The organism is Cryptosporangium arvum DSM 44712, from assembly GCF_000585375.1.
Classification (GTDB): Bacteria; Actinomycetota; Actinomycetes; order Mycobacteriales; family Cryptosporangiaceae; genus Cryptosporangium; species Cryptosporangium arvum.
The window spans coordinates 964321-985475 of record NZ_KK073874.1 but is presented as its reverse complement, the minus strand read 5'-3'; the positions used below and the strand labels follow the sequence as shown (position 1 = coordinate 985475).

20 protein-coding genes are annotated in these 21155 nt (G+C 66.7%); 10 read left to right on the top strand and 10 right to left on the bottom strand.

Annotation, left to right across the window (positions count from 1 at the left end):
- Positions 1-47: 47 nt before the first annotated feature.
- Positions 48-608, bottom strand: a complete 561-nt coding sequence (locus CRYAR_RS04525; protein WP_211247263.1) for a RipA family octameric membrane protein — start codon at positions 606-608, stop codon at positions 48-50.
- Positions 609-949: 341 nt separating this feature from the next.
- Between CRYAR_RS04525 and CRYAR_RS04520 the strand changes: the two genes are divergently transcribed.
- The 5 genes from CRYAR_RS04520 (at position 950) to treS (ending at position 8517) form a co-directional block, all read left to right on the top strand.
- Positions 950-2176, top strand: a complete 1227-nt coding sequence (locus tag CRYAR_RS04520) for a toll/interleukin-1 receptor domain-containing protein (protein WP_035848654.1) — start codon at positions 950-952, stop codon at positions 2174-2176.
- Between the two features lie 27 nt (positions 2177-2203).
- A complete protein-coding gene (locus CRYAR_RS44930) occupies positions 2204-3085 on the top strand; it encodes an AAA family ATPase (RefSeq protein WP_157017347.1) in 882 nt (293 codons plus the stop codon).
- A gap of 4 nt (positions 3086-3089) precedes the next feature.
- The gene (locus CRYAR_RS46755; RefSeq protein WP_157017345.1) at positions 3090-4064 is read left to right on the top strand and encodes a hypothetical protein; all 975 of its coding nucleotides are present in this window, start codon (positions 3090-3092) and stop codon (positions 4062-4064) included.
- An 847-nt stretch (positions 4065-4911) separates the two neighbouring features.
- Entirely contained in the window at positions 4912-6684 is a 1773-nt protein-coding gene (locus tag CRYAR_RS04510) for an alpha-amylase family glycosyl hydrolase (RefSeq protein WP_342673850.1), read from the top strand.
- Between the two features lie 96 nt (positions 6685-6780).
- Positions 6781-8517 carry a maltose alpha-D-glucosyltransferase gene (treS, locus tag CRYAR_RS04505; RefSeq protein WP_035860597.1) on the top strand — a complete coding sequence of 579 codons (1737 nt, stop codon included), beginning with the start codon at positions 6781-6783 and terminating at the stop codon, positions 8515-8517.
- 822 nt (positions 8518-9339) lie between these two features.
- Here the strand turns inward: treS and CRYAR_RS04500 are convergent.
- From CRYAR_RS04500 to CRYAR_RS04485, 4 genes are all read right to left on the bottom strand, one after another.
- Positions 9340-10740 (bottom strand): tyrosine-type recombinase/integrase, encoded by a 1401-nt coding sequence (locus CRYAR_RS04500; RefSeq protein ID WP_035848649.1) that lies wholly within the window; start codon positions 10738-10740, stop codon positions 9340-9342.
- Positions 10737-10943: a helix-turn-helix transcriptional regulator gene (locus tag CRYAR_RS04495; protein ID WP_035848646.1), complete on the bottom strand. Its 207-nt coding sequence runs from the start codon at positions 10941-10943 to the stop codon at positions 10737-10739. Before CRYAR_RS04495 ends, CRYAR_RS04500 begins: the two co-directional genes overlap by 4 nt.
- A gap of 202 nt (positions 10944-11145) precedes the next feature.
- Complete coding sequence (locus CRYAR_RS04490; RefSeq protein ID WP_084700059.1) at positions 11146-12072, bottom strand: TRM11 family SAM-dependent methyltransferase; 927 nt, start codon at positions 12070-12072, stop codon at positions 11146-11148.
- Positions 12065-12805 (bottom strand): hypothetical protein, encoded by a 741-nt coding sequence (locus CRYAR_RS04485; protein ID WP_035848643.1) that lies wholly within the window; start codon positions 12803-12805, stop codon positions 12065-12067. The genes CRYAR_RS04490 and CRYAR_RS04485 overlap by 8 nt, the downstream gene beginning before the upstream one ends.
- A 290-nt stretch (positions 12806-13095) precedes the next feature.
- On the opposite strand from CRYAR_RS04485, the gene CRYAR_RS04480 reads away from it, so the two are divergent.
- The 4 genes from CRYAR_RS04480 to CRYAR_RS04465 all read left to right on the top strand — a co-directional run bounded on the left by CRYAR_RS04480 (position 13096) and on the right by CRYAR_RS04465 (position 17043).
- Positions 13096-14025, top strand: coding sequence for a DUF5677 domain-containing protein (locus tag CRYAR_RS04480; protein WP_035848641.1), 930 nt, complete (start codon positions 13096-13098; stop codon positions 14023-14025).
- 182 nt (positions 14026-14207) lie between these two features.
- Positions 14208-14966 (top strand): hypothetical protein, encoded by a 759-nt coding sequence (locus tag CRYAR_RS46750; protein WP_157017343.1) that lies wholly within the window; start codon positions 14208-14210, stop codon positions 14964-14966.
- Positions 14967-15446: 480 nt separating this feature from the next.
- Positions 15447-16220: a hypothetical protein gene (locus CRYAR_RS04470; protein WP_035848636.1), complete on the top strand. Its 774-nt coding sequence runs from the start codon at positions 15447-15449 to the stop codon at positions 16218-16220.
- A gap of 508 nt (positions 16221-16728) precedes the next feature.
- Positions 16729-17043, top strand: coding sequence for a pilin (locus CRYAR_RS04465; RefSeq protein WP_035860592.1), 315 nt, complete (start codon positions 16729-16731; stop codon positions 17041-17043).
- Positions 17044-17332: 289 nt separating this feature from the next.
- Here CRYAR_RS04465 and CRYAR_RS04460 read toward each other — a convergent pair whose 3' ends face one another.
- The 5 genes from CRYAR_RS04460 to CRYAR_RS42675 form a co-directional block, all read right to left on the bottom strand.
- Complete coding sequence (locus CRYAR_RS04460) at positions 17333-17656, bottom strand: hypothetical protein (protein ID WP_035848633.1); 324 nt, start codon at positions 17654-17656, stop codon at positions 17333-17335.
- 151 nt (positions 17657-17807) lie between these two features.
- Positions 17808-18296, bottom strand: a complete 489-nt coding sequence (locus CRYAR_RS04455) for a hypothetical protein (RefSeq protein WP_035848631.1) — start codon at positions 18294-18296, stop codon at positions 17808-17810.
- Positions 18297-18318: 22 nt separating this feature from the next.
- Positions 18319-19190, bottom strand: a protein-coding gene (locus CRYAR_RS44925; RefSeq protein ID WP_169744990.1) for an IS5 family transposase whose coding sequence is annotated in 2 segments (ribosomal slippage) — positions 18319-18801 and positions 18804-19190 — 870 coding nt in all. Because the reading frame shifts where the segments join, the coding sequence is not laid out codon by codon here.
- A 26-nt stretch (positions 19191-19216) separates the two neighbouring features.
- A complete protein-coding gene (locus tag CRYAR_RS04440; protein ID WP_035848630.1) occupies positions 19217-19690 on the bottom strand; it encodes a ubiquitin family protein in 474 nt (157 codons plus the stop codon).
- The gene (locus CRYAR_RS42675; RefSeq protein WP_051569731.1) at positions 19687-20106 is read right to left on the bottom strand and encodes a hypothetical protein; all 420 of its coding nucleotides are present in this window, start codon (positions 20104-20106) and stop codon (positions 19687-19689) included. The genes CRYAR_RS04440 and CRYAR_RS42675 overlap by 4 nt, the downstream gene beginning before the upstream one ends.
- Before the next feature lie 465 nt (positions 20107-20571).
- Between CRYAR_RS42675 and CRYAR_RS04430 the strand changes: the two genes are divergently transcribed.
- Positions 20572-20916 carry an RNA polymerase-binding protein RbpA gene (locus CRYAR_RS04430; RefSeq protein WP_035856302.1) on the top strand — a complete coding sequence of 115 codons (345 nt, stop codon included), beginning with the start codon at positions 20572-20574 and terminating at the stop codon, positions 20914-20916.
- Positions 20917-21155 lie beyond the last annotated feature (239 nt).

Here is a 21155-nt window from a genome sequence, read left to right as displayed (position 1 = left end):
GGCCGTACTGTCGAGACCCGATGAGCGTCACGTTTCGACCATGGCCACTACGCCACCAACGCAACGGTGAACGCGCTTGAGTAAATGAGGGCGAACGAAGCCGGTATCCACTGCTCCAGATGGGTGAACGGCCAGTAGAGGGCGGTGTCCTTGCCCTCGCCGAGCGCTTTCCACTCTGCCTGCCAATATGGAGAGGCGGGGAGCCGCTCCTCGAGCACACCTATGACGACATACTTTGCAGCGTTCAACTGCCGATAGGACCTCACCAGCCAGAACCACGCCGCGCACTGAACGAGCAGCGCGCAAAGCGGGAAGACGAGATACCACGCAGCCCCGGTTGGTCGATGCTGCCAGAAAGTCCCGATCATGGCGAAGACGAGAGTGTTCAGCGTAAGGAAGAAGGTGTTCGTGAGACCTCGACGAGCGCTGGTCCGATCCGCCATTTCAGTATAAATCCTGTACTGCTCCAGGATGGCCATTTGGTACTTCTCGCCCGACCCGCTGTAGTGGGTCGCATCTACTGACTGCGACCAGAGGCGGGGTCGGACGGCGTCGATGCTGATAGTGCCGACCTTCAGATACCTATGGACGAGGTCGCGGGGGGCCATGCGTCCAGTGTCTCACTGGCACGAAGCAGGCGCGGGCAGGTGGCCGGCGTCCAGTTCGTGGCGACCACTGTCGGCCAGCCTGGTGCAGCGCTAGCAAAGTCACCTTCGGCTAAGCAGTGCTGGCTGGTCTTCTACGGGCGTGCCGGAGGAACCTATGGCCTTCGGGTCCCGAGCGGCCCGCGAAAGCTATCGTCGGATCTCCCTCTCTCAGGCGATGGTCGCCGTATAGTGCGGTCATCGCGAGCGGAGGAGCACGTGCGGGGGACACAACCCAGAGTTGGTTATCGCGGAGATCGAGTGAACGGTGCGGTGCTGCGGTGCTGCGGTGATCGGCGCCTGCGGTGACGCTCTCCATCTTCATTAGCCACGGCTCGCTCAGCGACGAAGCGAAACTGATGGTGTCTCGCTTGTACGACTCTCTCCGCGCCTCCGCCCTGCAGGTCTACCTGGATGCACACGAACAGGCCTCCCAATCGAGTGAGGACTTTCCCGATCGCGTCGACCGGGAGTTACGAGACTGCAGCGGTGCGATCCTCGTCGTGTCGCCGGACGTGGTGGGATCCGCCTGGGTGAAGCATGAGACCAGCGTCCTCGCTAACCGTCGCAAGGGGATGGTGACGGGGCAGTTGCCCCTGATAGTCCTTTACGTTGACGGGGCCAAGCCCGACGATCTACGAGGCGAGCATTGGAACATTACGAGGATTCCCTGGCTGGGTAGCTGCACCGAACTGTCAGAGGCTCACGACTTCGCGATGACTCGACTGCAGCCGTTGATGAGCCGTGCTTCGCGCGACCTTAGAAAAGAATCCATTTATCTAACGCTCGACAGTACTCTCCGCTCGTTACAATTGGAGGAGCTCACGGCCGCCCTCGCGGTCCTTGGGCTGAAGGCGCACGTCTGGAGCCCGACCGATGCAGCCGAATCGCTGGCCACCGCGCTGCTTGATCTGCGTGACGTTCTAAAACTCGACGCGGTCACTAGTCACTTGTCAGGGTTGCACCCGTCCGTGGCGCATCAAGTCTTCGAGCTCGTGGTTCCCTTCACCTGGCTAGAGGAGGCGCAGGGCGCCAGCTTCCGCCTCGGCATCACTTCGCCAGCCAAAATGATCGAAGTCAACGGCTACTACGCCGCGATGACTTGCGAAATGCTCGGAAGGCGTGCCTTCCCGGCGCATCCAGCGCGGTGGACCGTGTTGGAAGCAGTTGTTCAGCACGGTGACGACTGGTCATTGGACTACGCCAACGCCTGTCGTGTTCCCCTTCGGCGCCACTTCGATGTCAGCGAGACCGATCCAAGGGCGGATCGAACGGTGAACACTGTCCTCGGTCAAAGACCGTGCATCATCGTATTCAGCGGCAGGCCGCCTGCTGACAAATCGGCCATCGATGCTGTACGGCTCGCGTTTCCCAATCTTGCGCTTGCTTTCGTCAATACTCCTAGTCCGGCATACCCAGGTGCTGTGGCGAAATGGTGGGTGACTCTTGATCCGCCGATTGACCTCGAGAAGGAGTCGGTAGTTGTTGCTATCCGGAAGCTGGCTGCGTCTGCGAAGCGCGGCAATGACTGACGTTCGCTCCGATCACGGAGCGACTTGATGAAGATGCGCTACACCTACAATCGAATCTTCGATCCACCGGTGGTCGCCGGAGTTCACGCGAACGAGGGGTCCGAGCCAGCGGACGACAAGATGTACGTCTTCGATGACGAGGACGTCATCCTTGCAGTCAACTTAGCGATCGCGTCCGGCAGGCCCCTGCTCGTCTACGGACCTGCCGGCTCGGGCAAGTCGGCGCTCGCACCGAACATCGCTCGCGAACTGCAGGCCCCTCTGTTTTCGCAAGTGATGACATCGCGCACCGACTTCTCCGAACTCCTGTGGAAATTCGACTCAATCAAACGCTTGGCTGACGCGCAGACGCAACGGCTGCTGAAGGAGGAAGAGTACGTCGTCCACGGCGTGCTCTGGGAGGCGCTGGCCAGTCAAGCAAATCCGCAGAATCCTGTACCGGCTGTCGTTTTGCTGGACGAAATCGACAAAGCGAGTCCTGATCTCCCAAACGGCCTGTTGGGACCCCTGGGGAGTCTTTCGTTCAGGGGCCCGCAAGGAAACGACGTGTCATCCGCTTCTGGCAAAGCCCCACTCATCATTATAACCAGCAACAACGACCGCGAGCTTTCCCGGCCGTTCTTGAGACGCTGTGTGGTAGTTACTTTAAAACCGCCCACCAAAAATCATTTGATGGGAGTCGCCGCCGCCCGGTTCGGTAAGGCGACGGCCGCAGCTTTCGAAGACGTAGCCAGCGCGATCGGGAATCGCTACCTAGAACCGGGCGCACCCCTATCAGACTTGCCGAGCACAGGGGAGTTTCTCGACGCCATACGGGCCTCGATCGAACTCGATATCCGGCCTGAAACTCCGGCATGGAGATTTCTAAGCAAAGCGATACTCGCGAAGTATGATTCGGTGCAGGTGTGATCTTATGACCGATCTAGGTGCGTTTGCGCGAGGACTCTCCCTGCTCAGTCCCCGGGACGACGAGACCTACCGCGCGATGGCACGCCTTTTCGGCTACGACGTCGCGCCGACCGTACCCAATCCGGAGTCTATCTCCGTCGAGCGCCCCTACATCGTTCAGGATCGACGCATTGACGCATCGGAAGGAGCGACCGCGCCAGACACGAGAATTCCTCCGCTCGATGTCTCTGCATCAGCCGCTGGAAAGAGTCCGCAAGAGGCGGGAATCCCGGCATCGTTGACCCGCTACGAGCCGCGGCTGATGGTTGAAAAAGAGTTACGAGACAAATTGGAGGATGGGGTCCGGTTGCCACCGGTCCCACCTTTGGTGAGCTCGGCCAGAAACATCGATACACTATTCCGTCCCTCATGGCAGCGCGAGATTATCAAAGAACTTGCCACGATCGAGACTTTCACCGATGAACCGAGTGTCGAGTCGTTGGTCGAGGCGCTCGCGACCGGCAAGGCTATAGCGGCCCTGCCAGCAACCACGCGAATTGATGTGAACCCGCGAGTGCGCGTACTCATCGATACTGCACAATCTATGCTTCCCTTCACCGAGGATCAAGCGCTGTTTGCCGCGGCCCTGCAGCGCGTCCTCGGGAAGCCGATGGTGGCGGTTGAGCGTTTGCGAAATGCACCCCAACAGGTGAGCGCGGAAGGAGGCGCACGCTGGTCGCCGGCTATTGCGTCTCTGGGGGAGTCCTTGATAGTCGTCTCAGATCTGGGCATGACACGGCACCTCGTGAAGCAGGGCTTCACCACGGTCTACTGGATCGACTTCGCGCGAAGCTCTTTTGCGGCGTCTGGGCTTCGGCCGGTTGCAGTCGTGCCGTGCAGTCTCGGACTAGTGCCTGACTTGGTGCGGAAAGCGTTCGCCGTAATACCGTGGGATCGACCTACCTCGCCGGGACTCGTCGGCCGGGTATCCCGTGGATGAGCTATCGGAGTTGGACCTCGACGAACGCGTGCTACACTTGGGCGAGGTTCTCTCTATTACTACTTTCGTCGACGGTCACCTTATCCGCCAGGTGCGGTTGAGCCTTTTTCCCGATTACCCGCCGGAGGTAGAGACCGCCTTCTGGTTCAGTGATCTGGTATCCACCAGAGCGCCCGGCGCTATGACGCTTATGCCGGGATTAATCGCAGACCTCAACGCGAACCTGCTAACCCGGACATGGCGCGAGCGGGCTTTCGAGTTAGTAGCGACAGCGCACGCCACTGCGCCGAGACCGATTCGACTCGGCGACCAACTTACCCGCTTATCGCTCACCCGTAGCCCTCAAGAAGCCATCCGAGAAGCAGACCGTCTGTGGCTAGGAATACTGAGCGATCTCGCGGACGGCGTTCCGGCGGGCGTTCGCTTCTTCTTGGACTGGTGCCGTGACGCGTATAGTCGATTCGGCCCCTTGTTGTTCAGTGGCTCGGCAGGTCGAATAATTGTCGACCTGCTACGGCTGTCCGCAGGCGAGCACATTCTACGCCCGCATCCCGACGCGGCCGCCGATGCGGTCCTCGTTACCATCGCGCGACGCACGTTCGCTCCTCTTCCAGTCGGTGTCACGCTCTTTGCCAATTCCGTCGAACTGAGTCGGCCGCCGGCGTCGTCGGGTCTCACGATCGAGGTTCCTGAGACGTGGCCAGTCGTGCTGACGATCGAGTACGGCGGCCAGTCTGTCGACGTGCGTCTGTCACCCGGGCGGAACCTGTTCGTCAGTCATACCGCCGACGGGACCATTGGGCGAGACGGCATCCGCGTGCTGACCGCGCTTGGCGATGTCTTCGACGTGCATCCAAAGAGGGAAGACCTGGCGGAAGAGTCGCGTCCACCGACGGACTGGCATAAGCGGGCCGTATTCTACGAGGTTCCAGTGAGGGCCTTCGCTGACACGTCCGGCGACGGTACCGGCGACATCGCCGGATTGATTTCGAAGCTAGATTACGTCTCGTGGCTGGGTGCTGATTGTCTACTCGTTGGGTCGGTGTTCGACTCGCCGATGCGAGACGGAGGGTATGACGTCACTGATTTCCGTGCGGTGCAGCCGCTCTACGGGACGATGAGGGACCTCGTCGAGCTACTGGGTGAGGCGCACCGGCGGGGAATTCGAATTGTGCTTGACCTGCCGTTGAACCACACCTCTGATCAGCACCCGTGGTTTCAGGAGTCGCGCCGGGACCCGGAGGGTCCGTACGGCGACTACTACGTGTGGAGCGATGATGACTCGAAGTACGCCGACGCTCGCGTTCTCCTCGTCGATACAGAGTCGTCGAACTGGACGTATGACCCGGTGCGCGAGCAGTTTTACTGGCACAGATACTTTAGCTATGAGCCAGACTTGAACTTCGAGAATGAGGCTGTTCAGGAGGCGATGGTCGACGTCCTGCGGTTCTGGCTGGACCTCGGGATCGACGGACTGCGGCTGGACGGCGTGCCGTTCCTCTTCGAGGAGGAGGGCACGAACTGCGAGAACCTCCCGCGGTCGCACGACTTCGTGAAGCGCTACCGGCGGGTAGTCGACGAGGAGTATCCCGGGCGGATCCTGATGACGGGTGCGAACCAGTGGCCAGCGGATGCGGTCGAGTATTTTGGCCGTGCCTCGACCATCGCACTTCCGCATCCGCCCCGTCTCCGCGGTACCTCACCACCGGCGCGCGCCGGCGGTTCCGTATCCCATGGCGAGTGCCATGTGGCGTTCCACTTCCCGCTGATGCCGCGCATCTTCATGGCGGTGCGCCGCCAGTCGCGGTTCCCGATCTCGGAGATCCTGGCCCAGACGCCGGAGATCCCCGAGGGCGCGCAGTGGGGCATCTTCCTGCGTAACCACGACGAGCTGACGCTCGAGATGGTGACCGACGAAGAGCGCGACTACATGTACACGGAGTACGCCAAGGACCCGCGGATGCGAGCCAACGTCGGCATCCGCCGCCGGCTGGCCCCGCTGCTGGACAACGACCGCAACCAGATCGAGCTGTTCACCGCGATGCTGCTCTCGCTGCCCGGTTCGCCGGTGCTGTACTACGGCGACGAGATCGGGATGGGCGACAATTCAGCACTAGACGACCGGGACGGGCTCCGGACGCCGATGCAGTGGGCTCCGGACCGCAACGCGGGCTTCTCGGTCTGCGACCCGGGCCGGATCTACCTGCCGGTGATCATGGACCCGATCTACGGCTACCAGGTCACCAACGTCGAGGCGCAGCTCGGCGCCAGCGCGTCGCTGCTGCACTGGACCCGCCGGATGATCGAGATCCGGCAGCAGCACCAGGCGTTCCCCCTCGGGACGTTCACCGACCTCGGCGGATCGAACCCGACAGTGCTCGCCTATATTCGTGAATACGTCGACGCCGACGGGGAACACGATATAGTGCTATGCGTTCATAATCTATCGCGGTTTCCGCAGCCGGTGGAACTCGACCTAGGGCGGTTCCGGGGCTGCACACCTATTGAGTTATCAAGTCAGGTCCACGCGCCGCCGATCGGCGAATTGCCGTACCTGCTGACTCTCCCCGGCCACGGCTTCTACTGGTTTCAACTCACCCCGCACGAAAAGCGCGGTTGACGCAACGCTGGGAGCATCGTGACCATCTCTCTGCCGCATCCGCCGAGATTGCGGGCGCACACGCCGGATCGATCCGTCGAGACCGCTGCGGCGCATCTGCACACTTCTGACGGGCATCTCGTCGAGCCTCAGTCCGAGAGCTTCAAGCACGCGCGGCAGTTACCGCTCGATCCCGAGTGGTACAAGCGTGCGGTCTTCTACGAGGTCCTCGTGCGCGCGTTCTACGACTCGTCCGGTGATGGCACCGGCGATCTGGACGGTCTGACGGCCAAGCTGGACTACCTCTCGTGGCTGGGCGTCGACTGCATCTGGTTGCCGCCGTTCTACGACTCGCCGCTGCGCGACGGCGGGAACGACATCAGCGACTTCAAGGCCGTGCTGCCGGAGTTCGGCGCGGTCGAGAACTTCGTGACGCTGCTGGACGAAACGCACAAGCGGGGGATCCGGGTGATCACTGGCCTGGTCATGAACCACACCTCCGACCAGCACCTGTGGTTCCAGGAGTCCCGGCGGGACCCGGAGGGTCCGTACGGCGACTTCTACGTGTGGAGCGACGACGACTCGAAGTACGCCGACGCCCGCATCATCTTCATCGACACCGAGTCGTCGAACTGGACCTACGACCCGGTCCGCGGGCAGTTCTACTGGCACCGGTTCTTCAGCCACCAGCCCGACCTGAACTTCGAGAACGAGGCCGTCCAGGAGGCCATGCTCGACGTCCTGCGGTTCTGGCTGGACCTCGGCATCGACGGTTTCCGCCTGGACGCCGTGCCCTACCTCTTCGAGGAGGAGGGCACGAACTGCGAGAACCTGCCGCGCACGCACGAGTTCCTGAAGCGCTGCCGGAAGACCGTCGAGGACGAGTACCCCGGCCGGGTGCTGCTGGCCGAGGCCAACCAGTGGCCGGCCGACGTCGTCGAGTACTTCGGTGACCCGTCCGTCGGTGGCGACGAGTGCCACATGGCGTTCCACTTCCCGCTGATGCCGCGCATCTTCATGGCGGTGCGCCGCCAGTCGCGGTTCCCGATCTCGGAGATCCTGGCCCAGACGCCGGAGATCCCCGAGGGCGCGCAGTGGGGCATCTTCCTGCGTAACCACGACGAGCTGACGCTCGAGATGGTGACCGACGAAGAGCGCGACTACATGTACACGGAGTACGCCAAGGACCCGCGGATGCGAGCCAACGTCGGCATCCGCCGCCGGCTGGCCCCGCTGCTGGACAACGACCGCAACCAGATCGAGCTGTTCACCGCGATGCTGCTCTCGCTGCCCGGTTCGCCGGTGCTGTACTACGGCGACGAGATCGGGATGGGCGACAATTCAGCACTAGACGACCGGGACGGGCTCCGGACGCCGATGCAGTGGGCTCCGGACCGCAACGCGGGCTTCTCGGTCTGCGACCCGGGCCGGATCTACCTGCCGGTGATCATGGACCCGATCTACGGCTACCAGGTCACCAACGTCGAGGCGCAGCTCGGCGCCAGCGCGTCGCTGCTGCACTGGACCCGCCGGATGATCGAGATCCGCAAGCAGCACCTAGCCCTCGCCGTAGGAACGTTCACCGACCTCGGCGGCTCTAACCCGACGGTGCTCACGTATGTGCGCGAGTACGTCGGGGCAGACGGCGACCATGACATCGTGCTTTGCGTGCAGAACGTCTCTAGGGCCTACGCGCCGGTGGAACTAGACCTCGGCCGGTTCCGGGGCTGCACGCCGGTAGAGCTCACCGGACGGGTGCACTTTCCGCCGATCGGCGAACTCCCGTACCTTCTGATGCTGCCCGCTCACGGCTTCTACTGGTTCCAGCTCACTCCGTACGAAGAACGCGGGTAAGTATGCGCTGAGGGCAAGCTCGCGACAGATGCTCAGCGGTCATTACCTGAACCGGGTGGCGAGCATGCGGACGCGATCATCGAGCCAGTGCGGTCATCCGCTAAGCGAGTCGCCCCGTTAGCGCGGATCCTATTCGCCTGGCTCATGCCGGGCGGTGGTGCCGGTGGCGGTGGCGTGCACGGTTCCTTGACGGGCGCCCGCACGCGGTCACCGGCAGCCAGTCACAGTGCGAGTGAGGAATCTCGCCACTCGACGCCTCATACTCACCATCCACCCACCGGTGCCCGCTGACTCGCTAGCCGTCTACGAGACGATCCTCGCTATCGGAATGAGGAACGAACTGGTCGTGATGATTGTGCGTGAGCTGGCGGAGCGACGCAGTAGTCAACGCCTAGCACTGGCCTCACAACTTTGCGAGACCGCGAGTCAATAGCTCGCGGTCGGCGACCGTAAACTCGATGCAGCCAATAAGGGCGTTCCCGTCAGGGGCGCCTCTAGGGCTGGAAACGGCTGAACCGTCTGAGGGCTGCGAGCGTCGTCCGGGACTGCCCCGAGTTCGGTTTGACTCGGTCGGATGGTCGGTCAGACCGCCTGAGCGGTCTGGGTGAGTCGTCATGACCCGCCCAGATACGGGAACGCCCCCGGGGCGACGCGGGGCGCGGACCCGGACGGTGCCGTAGGCCTGGGTGCAGAGGCGCCGACAGTGACTCGACTCGCCCGGTCCGCAGTGCGCCGGGCCACGGAGGCAGGCACTCGGAGAGCACGCATCCCCGCCGCGGGTGACCCGGACGGGGATGCGTGCGGAACTACTGGTCGGCGGTATCAGCCCGGCGGGGCGGACGGAGATGTGGTCTCGGGGTGGCCGAGGGCGGTGTTGAGGCGTTGCTGGTGGACGGTGGCGGCTCCGTCGAGGCAGTGGGCGTAGGTGCGGAGGAGGACGTCGACGGAGTGTCCGGCCCAGGCGGCGACTTGGGCGGGCCCGATTCCGGCGTTGAGCCAGGTGGAGACGGCGGCGTGGCGGAGATCGTAGGGACGTCGGGCGAGGGGTCCGGCGGCAGCTTCGGGAGTGAACGCTTCGGCGCGGGCTGCGGTCCATATTCGGGCGGCGGTGATTTTGGGGAGCTCGCGGGGGTTGCGGGCGCCAACGAAGAGGTGCCCGTTGTCGCCGGTGCCGAATTGGTCGAGGTGGTCTCGGAGGATGCGGTTCAGTTCGGGTGGGCAGGGGACGGTGCGGCTTTCGCGGACGGCGCGGTGTTTGAGGTGCCGCTGATCGCGGTCGCCGTGGTGGTCGGTCCATTCGTTTCCTGCGTGGGGTCGGGCGTCGGTGAGGTGAAGTTCTCCCCAGCCGGTGATGGGGAGCGCGAGGTTGGTGGTGGTGAGTGCGGCCGCTTCTTCGGGGCGGAGGCCGGCGTAGTAGAGGGTGGCGAAGTAGCCCAGCAGGCGGGGGCCGCTGCCGGGCTGGGCGGCGACGGCGCGGAGCAGGGTGCGGGCTTGGACGGGGTTGACGACGGCGCGTTTGTCGACGGTGTGCGCGGGCCGAGGGCTGCGCCACTTCAACGCGGGTAGCGGGTTAGTGGTGAGGATTTCGTGTTCGACGGCGTAGCCGAGGGCGCCGCCGAGCACGATCTTTTTGCGGTTGATGACGCTGGGCGCGGCGGGTTTCCCGTCCAGGCGGTTGGTGAAGCTGCTGAGGACCGCACGCAGGATCGGGGGCTCGGCGAGCGCGGAGACCGGACGGGTGTGGTCGGTAACCCATCGCAGCGCGGCACGGACGTCGTTGGGAGTGTCGGGGGCGCCTCGGCGGGTGGTGTTGAAGCCCCACCGGCACAGCGCGCGGCGCAGGAGCGGGCCGTCGGGTTTGCCGCGGGTGGTGGTGAGGAGGGCGAGGGTGATGGCGGTGAGGGCTTCGGCGTGGGTGCGTCGGGTGGTGGCGGCGACGCGGGGCCAGGCGTCGTCGGCGTAGGAGCAGGCGAAGGTGTACCAGGGCATGTCGTGTTCGGCGCGGCGCATGGAGACGGGCAGGCCGGAGGCGATGTGGAACGCTTCGCCTTTGCGGGCAGCCGCAACCAGGTCGGAGCGGTAGCTCTCGGCGAGGGCTGCGGAGCTGAATGGTTCCTTTTTCGGCTGGCCTGCCACCGACCACCGCACGTAGTACGTGGTTTTGCGTTTCCCTCGGTAGATGTCGGTTTTCCAGATCCGCACGTCGTAGGTGGTGGCGCTCACGCGGCGGTCCCCTCGTGCGCGTCGAGCCAGCGGTCCAGGTCGGCCCGGCGGATCCGCAGGGCCCCGTTGGGGAGCTTGATGCAGGGTGGTGCTTTGCGGGTGGCGCGCCACTGGTAGAAGGTCGAGCGGGGGACGGCGAGTTCTTCGCACACCTCGTCGACGGTCAGGTAGCGGCGCGGGCGCGCCGGATGACTCGCGTTCATCGGTGCCTCCAGAGGGACGGCAGCGGGTCAGCGCCCGTCGGGACAGGGCATCTGACCAGCGTTGATAGGGCGATCGGCCGGAAACGGCCGGGCCGCGCACGGGTTGGGCGCGGGCCGGGTCGTGGGGTGGGCCAGTAGGCATGGACGCGCGCCGGGCGGAAGGTCTCAAGGCGGCCGGCGGGCGACCGCTCGGCAGCGGCTCTCAGGCCGCGCGCCGCACCTCAAGGCCCGGTAGTGGGGCGGCAACCGTCGAGGTGAGCGCTGGCGCGTTTATGTCGACGCGCGAGTTGCGCAGCACGATGGCGTCTTCGTGTCCGATGAGCCAATGCAGGTCGCCGGCGGCGTGGGCTTGCCGGATATTGTGTAGCTGGAAGAACGAGCCTCGGGTGATCAGCACTCCGTCGCGCAGGCCGGCGATGAGGGCGACGCAGCGGTCGACGAGTTCCAGGCCTGCCTGTTGTCCGGCGGTGATGACCATGCCGGGGATGTCGACGAGTTCCCCTGCGTGCCGGTAGGGGCGGGCGGTGATGACGGCGTGCCCGCCGGGCCGCAGCAGCGCCCGCGCGCCGGTGAGAATCCGGGTGAACCCCTCGGCGAGCTCGTCGGGTGTTCGGTCGGCGAGGTTGCTGCGCTGGCCAGGGGTGGTGGCGTATCGGTTGTTGATCTTGCCGACCTTGCCGCGCCGCGGACCCGGCGAGCGGGCGTGCCCGTGGGTGGACGGCCCGTACGGCGGCGAGGTCAGCACGAGGCTGACTTGGCCGAGGTGGCTGTCGGGCAGCGGCGCGGGCAGGTCTCGGGCATCCGCGCACCACACTTGGCCGCTGCCCGGGGCGCCCTGGGCGCTAGCGAGGGCGAGATTCGCGGCGGCTAGTTCGGCCCACCGCTGCTCGAACTCGACCCCGACGCCGTACCGGCCGAGGTGCGCGGCTTCCACGAGGGTGGTGCCGATGCCGCACATCGGATCGCAGACGAGGTCGCCGGGTTCGGTGTAGGTGGCGATGGCGCGGGCGGCGATGGCGGGCAGCATCTTGCCCGGGTGCGCCATCGACTCCGGCAGGTACCGGCCCCGCCGCTGGGCGCGGGATTGCTGCTGACCGGTCAGCCACACCGATGGGAGTCGCTCAGCCATGCCGCATCTCCTGCCGATGGGCAGTGGTCTGGGGCCGGGCCGGGATCGCCGCGACGTGGGCGGCGAACACGAAGATGTCCGTGTGCAGCCGCTCGTGGACCGGCGCCCGCCGGCCCCCGGAGTCCGATGCGTCCGGCGCGCCAGGCCCCGACCGCTCGCGCGTGTCGGGTTCGAGGACTGTGGTGTGCAGGGCGATAAGGTGCTGCTGATAGCGCAGACCGGCCGCACGGGCGGCGGCGATCACGCTCGTGGTGTGGTCGCGGTAGCGGGCTCGGCCCGGTTCGCCGGACCGCTCGCGCTGAGCGGGGTAGGCGCCGAACGGGTCGACGGTGACCGCGAGATATCCGCGCTCGGTCAGCGACCGAGCGACCCGGTGCATCCACTCGCCGAGCGCGGATCCGGCGGGAACACCGGGCTCGGGCAGACGGGCCAGCACAAGCCGGGTCCGCCGCCCAGCGGACGGGGTGAACTCGCGCATCGGGAGCACAGCGGTCCGGCGGCCGAGCAACTCGGTCACCGGAGTGACGGTGCCGGACAGGTTCGGGTCGACGACCGCGACGCGGTCACCGAGGCGGGTGTAGACGGCGACGAGCGCGCCGACGGTCGAGGACGACCAGCCACCGGGACGAGGCGGCAGCGAGGCCTCGGGACCGGGATCGGTCGCGGGGCGAGGCAGAAGGATCGCCGTGGGTACCGGCATCTGGGAGGGGGCCGACGAGTCGGGCTGCGACATGAGTGGTGAGGCCGAACCCTGGTGCGACGCTGACACCTACAGAAGGCAGCTCACGCCCGGAAATTGGAACGCCCGCACGCACGAGAGGCGCCTGGGGCATGAACACGCAGGTCCGACCGTGAACAGGACATGTCCATGAACAGCCGAGCCGATCCGCTCGCGAGGCGCAGGGCACGGGTTACCAGGCGGGGGCATCGCCAGTGGGTCACCGGGTTGGCGAGGCCGGACGATCGTCCGCACGGCCCGATATTCGTACGGGGGCGGCGGCTCGCCGCCGGTACGGTCGCCGGATGCAGGAGGACACACCGCTGTGGCGGCCGTCGAGCGGGCTCGCTGACGGCGAGCCGGACTGGGCCGCGCTCCAGCGGGCGCACGACGAGAACGCGTTCATGCGCCTGGCGGTGGAGCTCTTGAAGTCCACGGTCGCGTTAGCCGAGGCGCTCGTCCACGCGGCGTCAGCGAAACCGATGGCTCTCCATGCGGCGGTACGCTGCGGGCTGCTCGTCCGGTCCTGCAAGCTGAGCCTGGACCTTCTCGCTGATGCCTGCGTTGGGCACGGGCGACAGCAGATCGGCCTGACCCGCCAGCTCCTAGAGACACTTGCGAATCTGGCGTACCTCTGCGCCGACGACGAGAGCGGCGAGCGCCACCGTGCGTTCCTGTACAACAGCCTGATATCGGAGCGCGAATTCCTGAAGGTGATCGAACGCCGGCAGCGCGAGGACGGCGGCGCGGAGCTTCCGATCGAGCGTCGCCTCCGTCGTTCGATTGAGGACACGGCTCGTGCGGCCGGTATCAACCTCGACGAGATACCCGGGCGCCGTCAGATCAAGTGGCCACACGCGCAAGAGCTCATCGAGCTGGCGTTCGGACCTACCTCTTACCCCTCGTACCGCGTCGGATCGGACGCACTGCACGGTGGATGGTTCGACCTGATCCGTAACCACCTGCGGGAGGTAGACGGCGGATTCATGCCCGAGTTTCAGCCGCTCCCGCGTCGCCCCCAGCCGCTGTTGGCAGCAGCGGCGTATCTGGGCTTGGTGGCCGGGATTTTTCTGCGTTCGCTGCCGGACGCTGTGCGGGTGGTATTCGAGAGGGACGTGTCCACGATTCTCGGCTACGCCGTTCGCGCGGATCACATTCACGAGGGCTGGCTGAACGCCGATACCTCCGAGGAGTCTCAGGCGGCGGGAAGCTCCGAACAGCAGCCTGGCGTCTGAGATCTGACCAAAGCAAAGGCGAACAAGAAGCCCGCCAGACGTTAGCAGCGGCGGCGGTCCTAACACTCGAACCGCGCCGCCCACCACGTGCCGGCCTCGTTCGGATCCGCGCTGGGGCGGTACCGACCCGGCAGCGGACAACTTGGTCGCATCCCTCAGTTCGGCGACCTAGGCTGACCAGCGTGAACAGCCGGGAAATCCTGATCGCCTTCACGGGCGGTGGGTCAGTGCCGCTCGGCAACGTCTGGCGCATCACTGCCAAGAAGACCGACTTCTACATCGATCCCCTTGGGGACGCTGGCCTCGCCCACCTGTCTGTGCACGGGCCCAACGAGGACAATCCGGGGGCGCACCGCTTCCACATCAAAGTCGACCGCCGGGCTGCAGCCGAAGCGCAGAGCCGCGGAGATTTCGTCGCGCACAGCGTCTTCCGCAAGGGCCACCCGTACGACGGCCAACGGGTCGCACCTGGTGCTTACCGCGTTGCACGTATCCGGTGGACCTGGGACCTGCAGCGACCTCGGTACCGGAACGCCGCACCCGTTACGCACCCGTTGCCAGAGATCACGCCGAACAGATTCGGTGCGAGGCTCTCGAAGGAACTAGAACCGAACCAGGCTGCGGACGTCGACCTCGTGGTGTCCTACGGCGAACCGCACTGGCCGGAAGGACCCGGCTCGCTACGCGACAACGCGCGGCTTGGCCCGCTGGAGAATGAAGCCGGAATGTTCCTGACTGCTACCTCGTTCCGGCGGTCTCAAATGGTTCGCCCCGCGCCAACAGGGTTGGTGCCGCGTCTTCCCCGACCTGGCGAGGAGCCGGCCCGGCTGCTGTGCGCCGGACCGGGTGATGACGGAGCGATGGACATGTACTGGTTCGTCGAGGCCATCACCTCCCGCGAACTGCTCGAAGCGTCGCGGGAGGAGATAGAGACGAGCTAGCCGCGCTATTCGGCAAACGACGCCGCATGAGGTGAGTGTGACCTGCGCCACAAACTCCGAGACGTTCGTCGAGTAGGTGTTCGCGCCGCGCCAGACGAGCAGCGGTCGGGGCTTGAACATGCAGTAAGCCGCCCTGAACAAGCCACCACCGCGCAGCAAGCGCGGCCTAAGGTCGTCAGCGCTCACCACGGGCGAACGCAGGGACCTGGACGCGCTGTGTCCAATGGCGAGCCCGCGCACGGTGACCAAGAGGCGTTCACGCCAGCCGGGTGAATCGGTGGCGCTCCCCGGGCTGCCGATGTCGGCCGGGGAGCTTCCCACTGGCTCGTTCACCCCGGAGACGCCCTCATGGTTTGCGTTACCTCGTCGCCGTCGCCGCTTGCCTCCTCGCCAGAGCCGACGTCTGGAGGCGCCGGCCCCGCTTCCCGCCTGGAAGCCGCTTCACCGCCCACGTCGACCTCCAGCCCGGCTCCGCGCGTCGTGCCGCCGCCAACCGCCGAGCCCGGCACGCCGTTCGACGTCGCACAGTCCGCGCTGCGCCTGCTGTGCGATGGGCCTGGCCCACTCGCGGTGTCCGGCCGAGCGATCGGTCACGGCCTGCCGCGCCGCGAGATTCGGCTCACCGAGCTGGCCGCGATCCTGATGCATCCCTCGGCCAGCTACCCGGCGCGGGACGCGGTGTGGCGGCTGCTGGTCACTCAGGCCCGCACCGGCGGCCCGGCCTGGGTGGTCGGCGCGACTGGCGTCGCGTTGCCCGGATTGCGGGCGATTGCGGGTCGGCTCGGCCGCCCAGGCGACCCGGACGTCCAGGCCGAGGTACTCGCCGGATTCCTGGCGGGGCTGCGCAACCTGGATGTCTCCGCGCCGAGGGTGTGTCCGCGGTTGTGTAACGCCGCGCAGAGCACGGCCCGTGCCGCGTTGCGCTCCGCCCGCCCTACGGCGCCCGAGGTTTCGCTGGAGGCGGCGGGTGACGCAGCGGCTGAGGCGGTGGTGGGTGGACACCCGGATTTCGTGCTCGCCCGCGCCGTCCGGGCGGGTGTCCTCACCGTCGCCGACGCGGACCTGATCGGCGCCATCCGCCTGGACGGCGTACCAGTCCGCGAGTACGCCGCGCGTCTCGGGATGACCGAGTGGGCGATCTACAAGCGGCGCACCGCCGCTGAAGCACGGCTGATCGCCGCGTTGAACGCAGGCGACCTCGACGACATGAACGCGCAGGTCATCGCCGAGGCCACCGGCGCTACCGGGCCATGAACACCCTGCTTACCGCACCGAACCCGCGCCGCCGAGATCGCCGGGCACCGACTGGGGCCGCCGAGCAGGTGAATTCCAAAATCCGGCTCGCTCCTGCCATCTGATGAGTGGAAGCACCCGCACCGCGATCCCCGGCGGTGACGGTGTCCGGCTCGGCGCCCCGGACGGCGCTGACACCTCGTCCTGGCCCTCTGTCCCCGTGAAGGAGGACGGCCTCGGCCGGGCCGGACACCACCACCCCGGCTCACGAATCGGACCGGCTCATGAATCGGACCGGTGCACGCGGAGCTGCTTCCGGTCTTCCTGCCCCCGTTCTCGTTCTGCTGGTCCGCCCGCTCCTCTGCGCGGTTGAGCTTCTGCAGGGGCCGGCGGCCCGGTCCTCTCCCGGAGGTGTGCTGTGCGTGACCCGAAGTTTCACCCGCGGGGACGGCACCGTCGTCCGCGCCCAACGCTGTCGAACCGTTCCGTCCGGTGGCGCCTGCTCGCTGCCGTCGCCGTGACCATGACCATGGCTGTTCTTGTCGTGGTCGCGCTCGGCGGGGCGGCACTCGGCGCGCAGACCCCGGCACCGGTCAACGCGCCGACGACGTCCACCAAAGACCTCGACGACGTGATCAACCGGCTGTGGGCACTGCTCACGGGGCTGCTGGTCGGCTACGCCGGGCTCATGATCGCCTGGGGCGCGGTCCGCCGGATCGGCGCGGACGGCGAGCCCGGCGAGATCGAGCGGGCCAACCGCACGATGCGCGGCGCCGTGATCGGTCTGGCGCTCGGCATCCTCGCCCCGCTGCTCGTCGCGGTCGTGGCGAAAGTGTTCATCTGATGCGCCGCCGCACCCACCCCACCGTCGGCCAAGCCGCCCACCGGGCAACCACGCAGCACCCACCGGCACGCCGCCTCGCCGCTACCGCGGCCCTGACGCTCGGGGTACTGCTCGGGTTGGGAGTCGCCGCGCCGGCGATCTCCGCTCGGGCGGCGCCTCCGCCGAGCCCCGCACCGGCACCGGCCCCGGCGCCCGCGCCGTCGCCGGAGAACTCGGTTCCGTCGGCTCCCGGCGGCACTGGGGAGCCGTCGTCGCCGGCGCCCTCCTCGCCTACCTCACCGTCACCGGCTCAGCCGTCGCCGATCGCGCCCCCACCGAGTAACCCCTCGGACTCCGGTGGCGGAGTGTTCCCGGTTCCGGGCCGGATCCGTACCGTCCACTCGCGCATACCCCGGACGCTGACGTGGACGCGATCGTCGGAAGAGCGCCCCTCGGCGACCAGGTCGTCGCGTGCGGCTGCGTATTCGCGGTCGCGTCGCCCGATCCCGGCCCGCTCCTTGGTGATCGTCTCGCCGGTGCCCTCCGATCGGATCCGGAAGTACTCGGCCGTCCGGCGGGTCCACAACAGCCGCGCCAACTGGGTCAGCCGCCAGGCCAACTCCGGTTCGGGCACGCGTCCGTACTCGCCGGCGAGAAGGACACGGTGACGGTGTTGCTGCCGGTGAGCTCGGCCGCCAGCGAGTCCCCAGGAAGCGCGACACGAACCCTCATCTCTCCGAGACGGTCGGCGAATTCACCCATGGCGCACCCGCCGTGTTGCAGTGCTAGTAGGCATCGCCGAGTTCCTCCTGGATCGTGGCTCGGGTCGCGGCGGTCAGCGCCGGCCGCGGCGCGACGAAGCCCTCGCGGTGTCCTCGAATGCTGTTCGCCGCTTCGCGGAGCGCATCGGCAATCGTCGTTTCCTGTTCGCGGATCCCGGCGGTCACCCGGGTGATGGCCTCGCGCATGTTGTCCAGAACGCCGTTGACGGTCCGTGCGCCGTACTCGGTCTTCGGCGGGTCATCCAGGGCGGCGGCGGCGACCACCTGGCTGGAGGCGCCCACGACGGTGATCGACAGGGCGAGGCCGGTCACCGTCAGCGGGAACGCGGCGATCGTGGCGACGGAGGCCAGCACCGTGAAGGTCATCGTCCACTCGAACTTGGTGCAGTCTTCGAGTGCGTCCAGGGCGTTGAGGGTGCCGTGCGCGATCCGGTCGATGTCGCCCCGGGCCCTGGTCCAGATCTCCCGTTCGGCATCCACCGCGCCACGCACTAGGGCCTGTTTGAAAAGCTGGTCACCGTAGCCATTCGTTGATCGCGGCGATGTGCAGCGTCGTGAGAAAGCGGACGGCGAGTTTGTCGTAGCGAGTCGCGACCGCCCGGTAGCGCTTGAGGCGGTTGATCCCGCACTCGACCGCGTGGCGCTGCTTGTAGGTCTCGGCGTTGAACGTCGGTGGGCGGCCGCCGGCGCTGCCGCGACGTCGGCGGTGGGCCAACCGGTCGGCTGGTTCGGGGATGGTGGCGCGGATTCCGCGTCGGCGCAGGTAGACGCGGTTGGCGCGGGATCCGTAGGCCTTATCGGCTAGGACCCGCGCCGGCCGTGTCCTGGGCCTGCCGACTCGACCGGGGACACCGATCGCGTCGATCACCGGCTGGAACTGCGGCGCGTCTCCGGCCTGCCCGGCGGTGACCAGCAGCGACAGCGGACGCTGTCCGCCCTCGGCCGCGAGATGGATCTTGGTGCTCAACCCGCCGCGTGACCGTCCCAGACCATGGTCGTTGGGCTCTGCGGTGCACCCTCCCGGCGGTTGTTTCTGATCGACCCCCTTTTACGGGCGCCCGCGGCGTGCTGGTGAGCCCGGACCACGGTGGAGTCGACGGACACGTCCCAGGTGATCAGCCCCCGGGCCTGGGCGCGGGACTGCAGATCGGACACGATGCGCGCCCAGGTCCCGTCCCGCTGCCAGTCCCGGAACAGCGCATACGCGGTCTCCCACGGCCCATACCGTTCGGGCAGGTCCCGCCACGGCGCCCCGGTCCTCACCCGCCACCGGATCCCATCAATGACCTGCCGCCGCGAACGCGGCGGCCGACCACCCGGCTTAGCCGACGGCAACACCGCCGACAAGACTTCCCACTCCGCATTCGTCAGATCACCACGAGCCACGCATCACCCAACGAACGAAGCGCTTTTCAAACACGCCCTAGCAGCGCCATCGTGAACTGGTTGTCCAGCCGGTGCGGGAACGGCGAGAGGAAGTTCTTCCGGAACTTTTCGGCGGTCGGGCCGTGCCATCGCTCGATCGCCGTTCGCACGTCGGCGATCTCGGAGAACGCCAGCGACGCCAGGTAGGTCCTCCCGTCGAGCGGGTTAGTCGCCCCGGAAGCGGTCGACAACGCCGAGGCCAATCCGTCAGCCTGGTCGCGCATCGGTACGAATCCTGCTGGGTTCGGCATCTCCGCGAGGGGTTGAAAGAGTCCCGGGATCTCGGCGAGCCCTTGCCCGAGGACGATCTGCCGCGAGGCCGCCAGCGCGTCACGCAGTTCGTCGCGGGTCCTGGGGCTTCCGGTCGGATCGTAGGGCGGTCGCCGTTGCTCCTTGAGCGCCTCGAGCACAGCCTTGTCCCGGATGTCGGCTGCGTGTTGCATCAGCTGGTCGAAGCTCACGGCCGTCCGCCCGAGGCGCCCGGCGGCGGCACCACCCCGTTGTCACCTGGACGCGGCTCCCCGTGAGCCTGATCCGTGAGCAGACGGTGAAACTCCGCTGCGGCCTCGGCGTCGGAGTCGGCGTAGACCTGTGTCGCCAGGACCAGGGCGTCGGCCGTGAGCCCGAGGTTCTCCTTCGTCGTGGTCAGCGCCTGCGCCAGCTCTTCCCGGAGGTCGGCGAGCGGCTGATACACCGGTCCGTAAAACCCGCCGCCGAGCTCGGCAGGACGAGAAAATGCTCCACTGGCTCCGTAGCCGCTCGCGTCCAGCGCGGCCAGCGCAACCCCGTACTGGCCCGCGATCTCCAGCAGGTGGTTCTTCGCCGCGACGAGCAACCCGTAGAGCTGAACACCCAAATCCTGCCCGGACGCCGACACCGCGCCTCCCCGGTCGCCGTTCGATAGTCGTCACTTGATATGCATCGACGGCCTCCGAGGTTCACCGAAAGGCACTCGCAGAATTACGCATGGTGAAGATCCTGGCGGAGTTGGCTTTTCATAGACTGAGCAGCGGATTCGACCAGCCGAGGCATGCGGCGTTACTGACCAGCCGGGAATCGAGCTGTGCTGTGCGCGTCGTCGGCTACGGTCCGTTGTACCAATTGCACGCGGCGCGGCGCGGGGGTTGGCCCGCCATGCGGCCTCCGGCGGTGACTGCGAGAGACAGGGGAAAACAACGAGTGATTCGCCGGCGCGCTATTGCTGCTGGAGTTGGCTGAGCGGGTCGGTTTGCGTGCGGAGTTTGCGGTGGCGCTCGGCGGGATCCGGCGCCGGGCGGAATTTTTCGTCCCGCGTCGTCGTTGGTACCGGTGGCTGATCGCAGACGCCAGGGGGTTGGTGCAGATGGGTGAGCGCACGCTGCGCGGTAGTCGGCTCGGTGCCGTGAGCTACGAGACCGACCGCAACACGGAGCTGGCGCCTCGCCAGCAGGGAGAGTACCTGTGCCCGCGTGGGCACCGGTTCACGGTCCCCTTCGCGGCCGACGCGGAGATTCCGATCACGTGGGAATGCCGTGCCGACGGTACCGTCGCGCGGATCATCGACGGTGACGAGCCCGAGGCGAAGAAGGCCAAGCCGCCGCGGACGCACTGGGACATGCTCTTGGAGCGCCGCACCGTCGCAGAGCTGGAGGAGGTTCTGGCTGAGCGTCTGGAGGTCCTTCGGGGTCGCCGGAGCCGTTCAGCCTGACGACGAGGTTAACCCAGTCAACGACCAAGCCCGCCACCCGAGAGGGTGGCGGGCTTGGTCGTTGACTGGGTGTGCGCCTTGTGTGACATGTGGCGTCACGCCCGCATCCCCCGGCGGGGCCGCCGCGATCTGTCGGTGCCCCCCGCTAGGTTGAGCCTTAGAACCGGCAGGAACCAAGCACACGCCACGGGCGTAGAGGAGACACACCTCAAGATGAGCCACCTCAGCGGAGCGTCCAC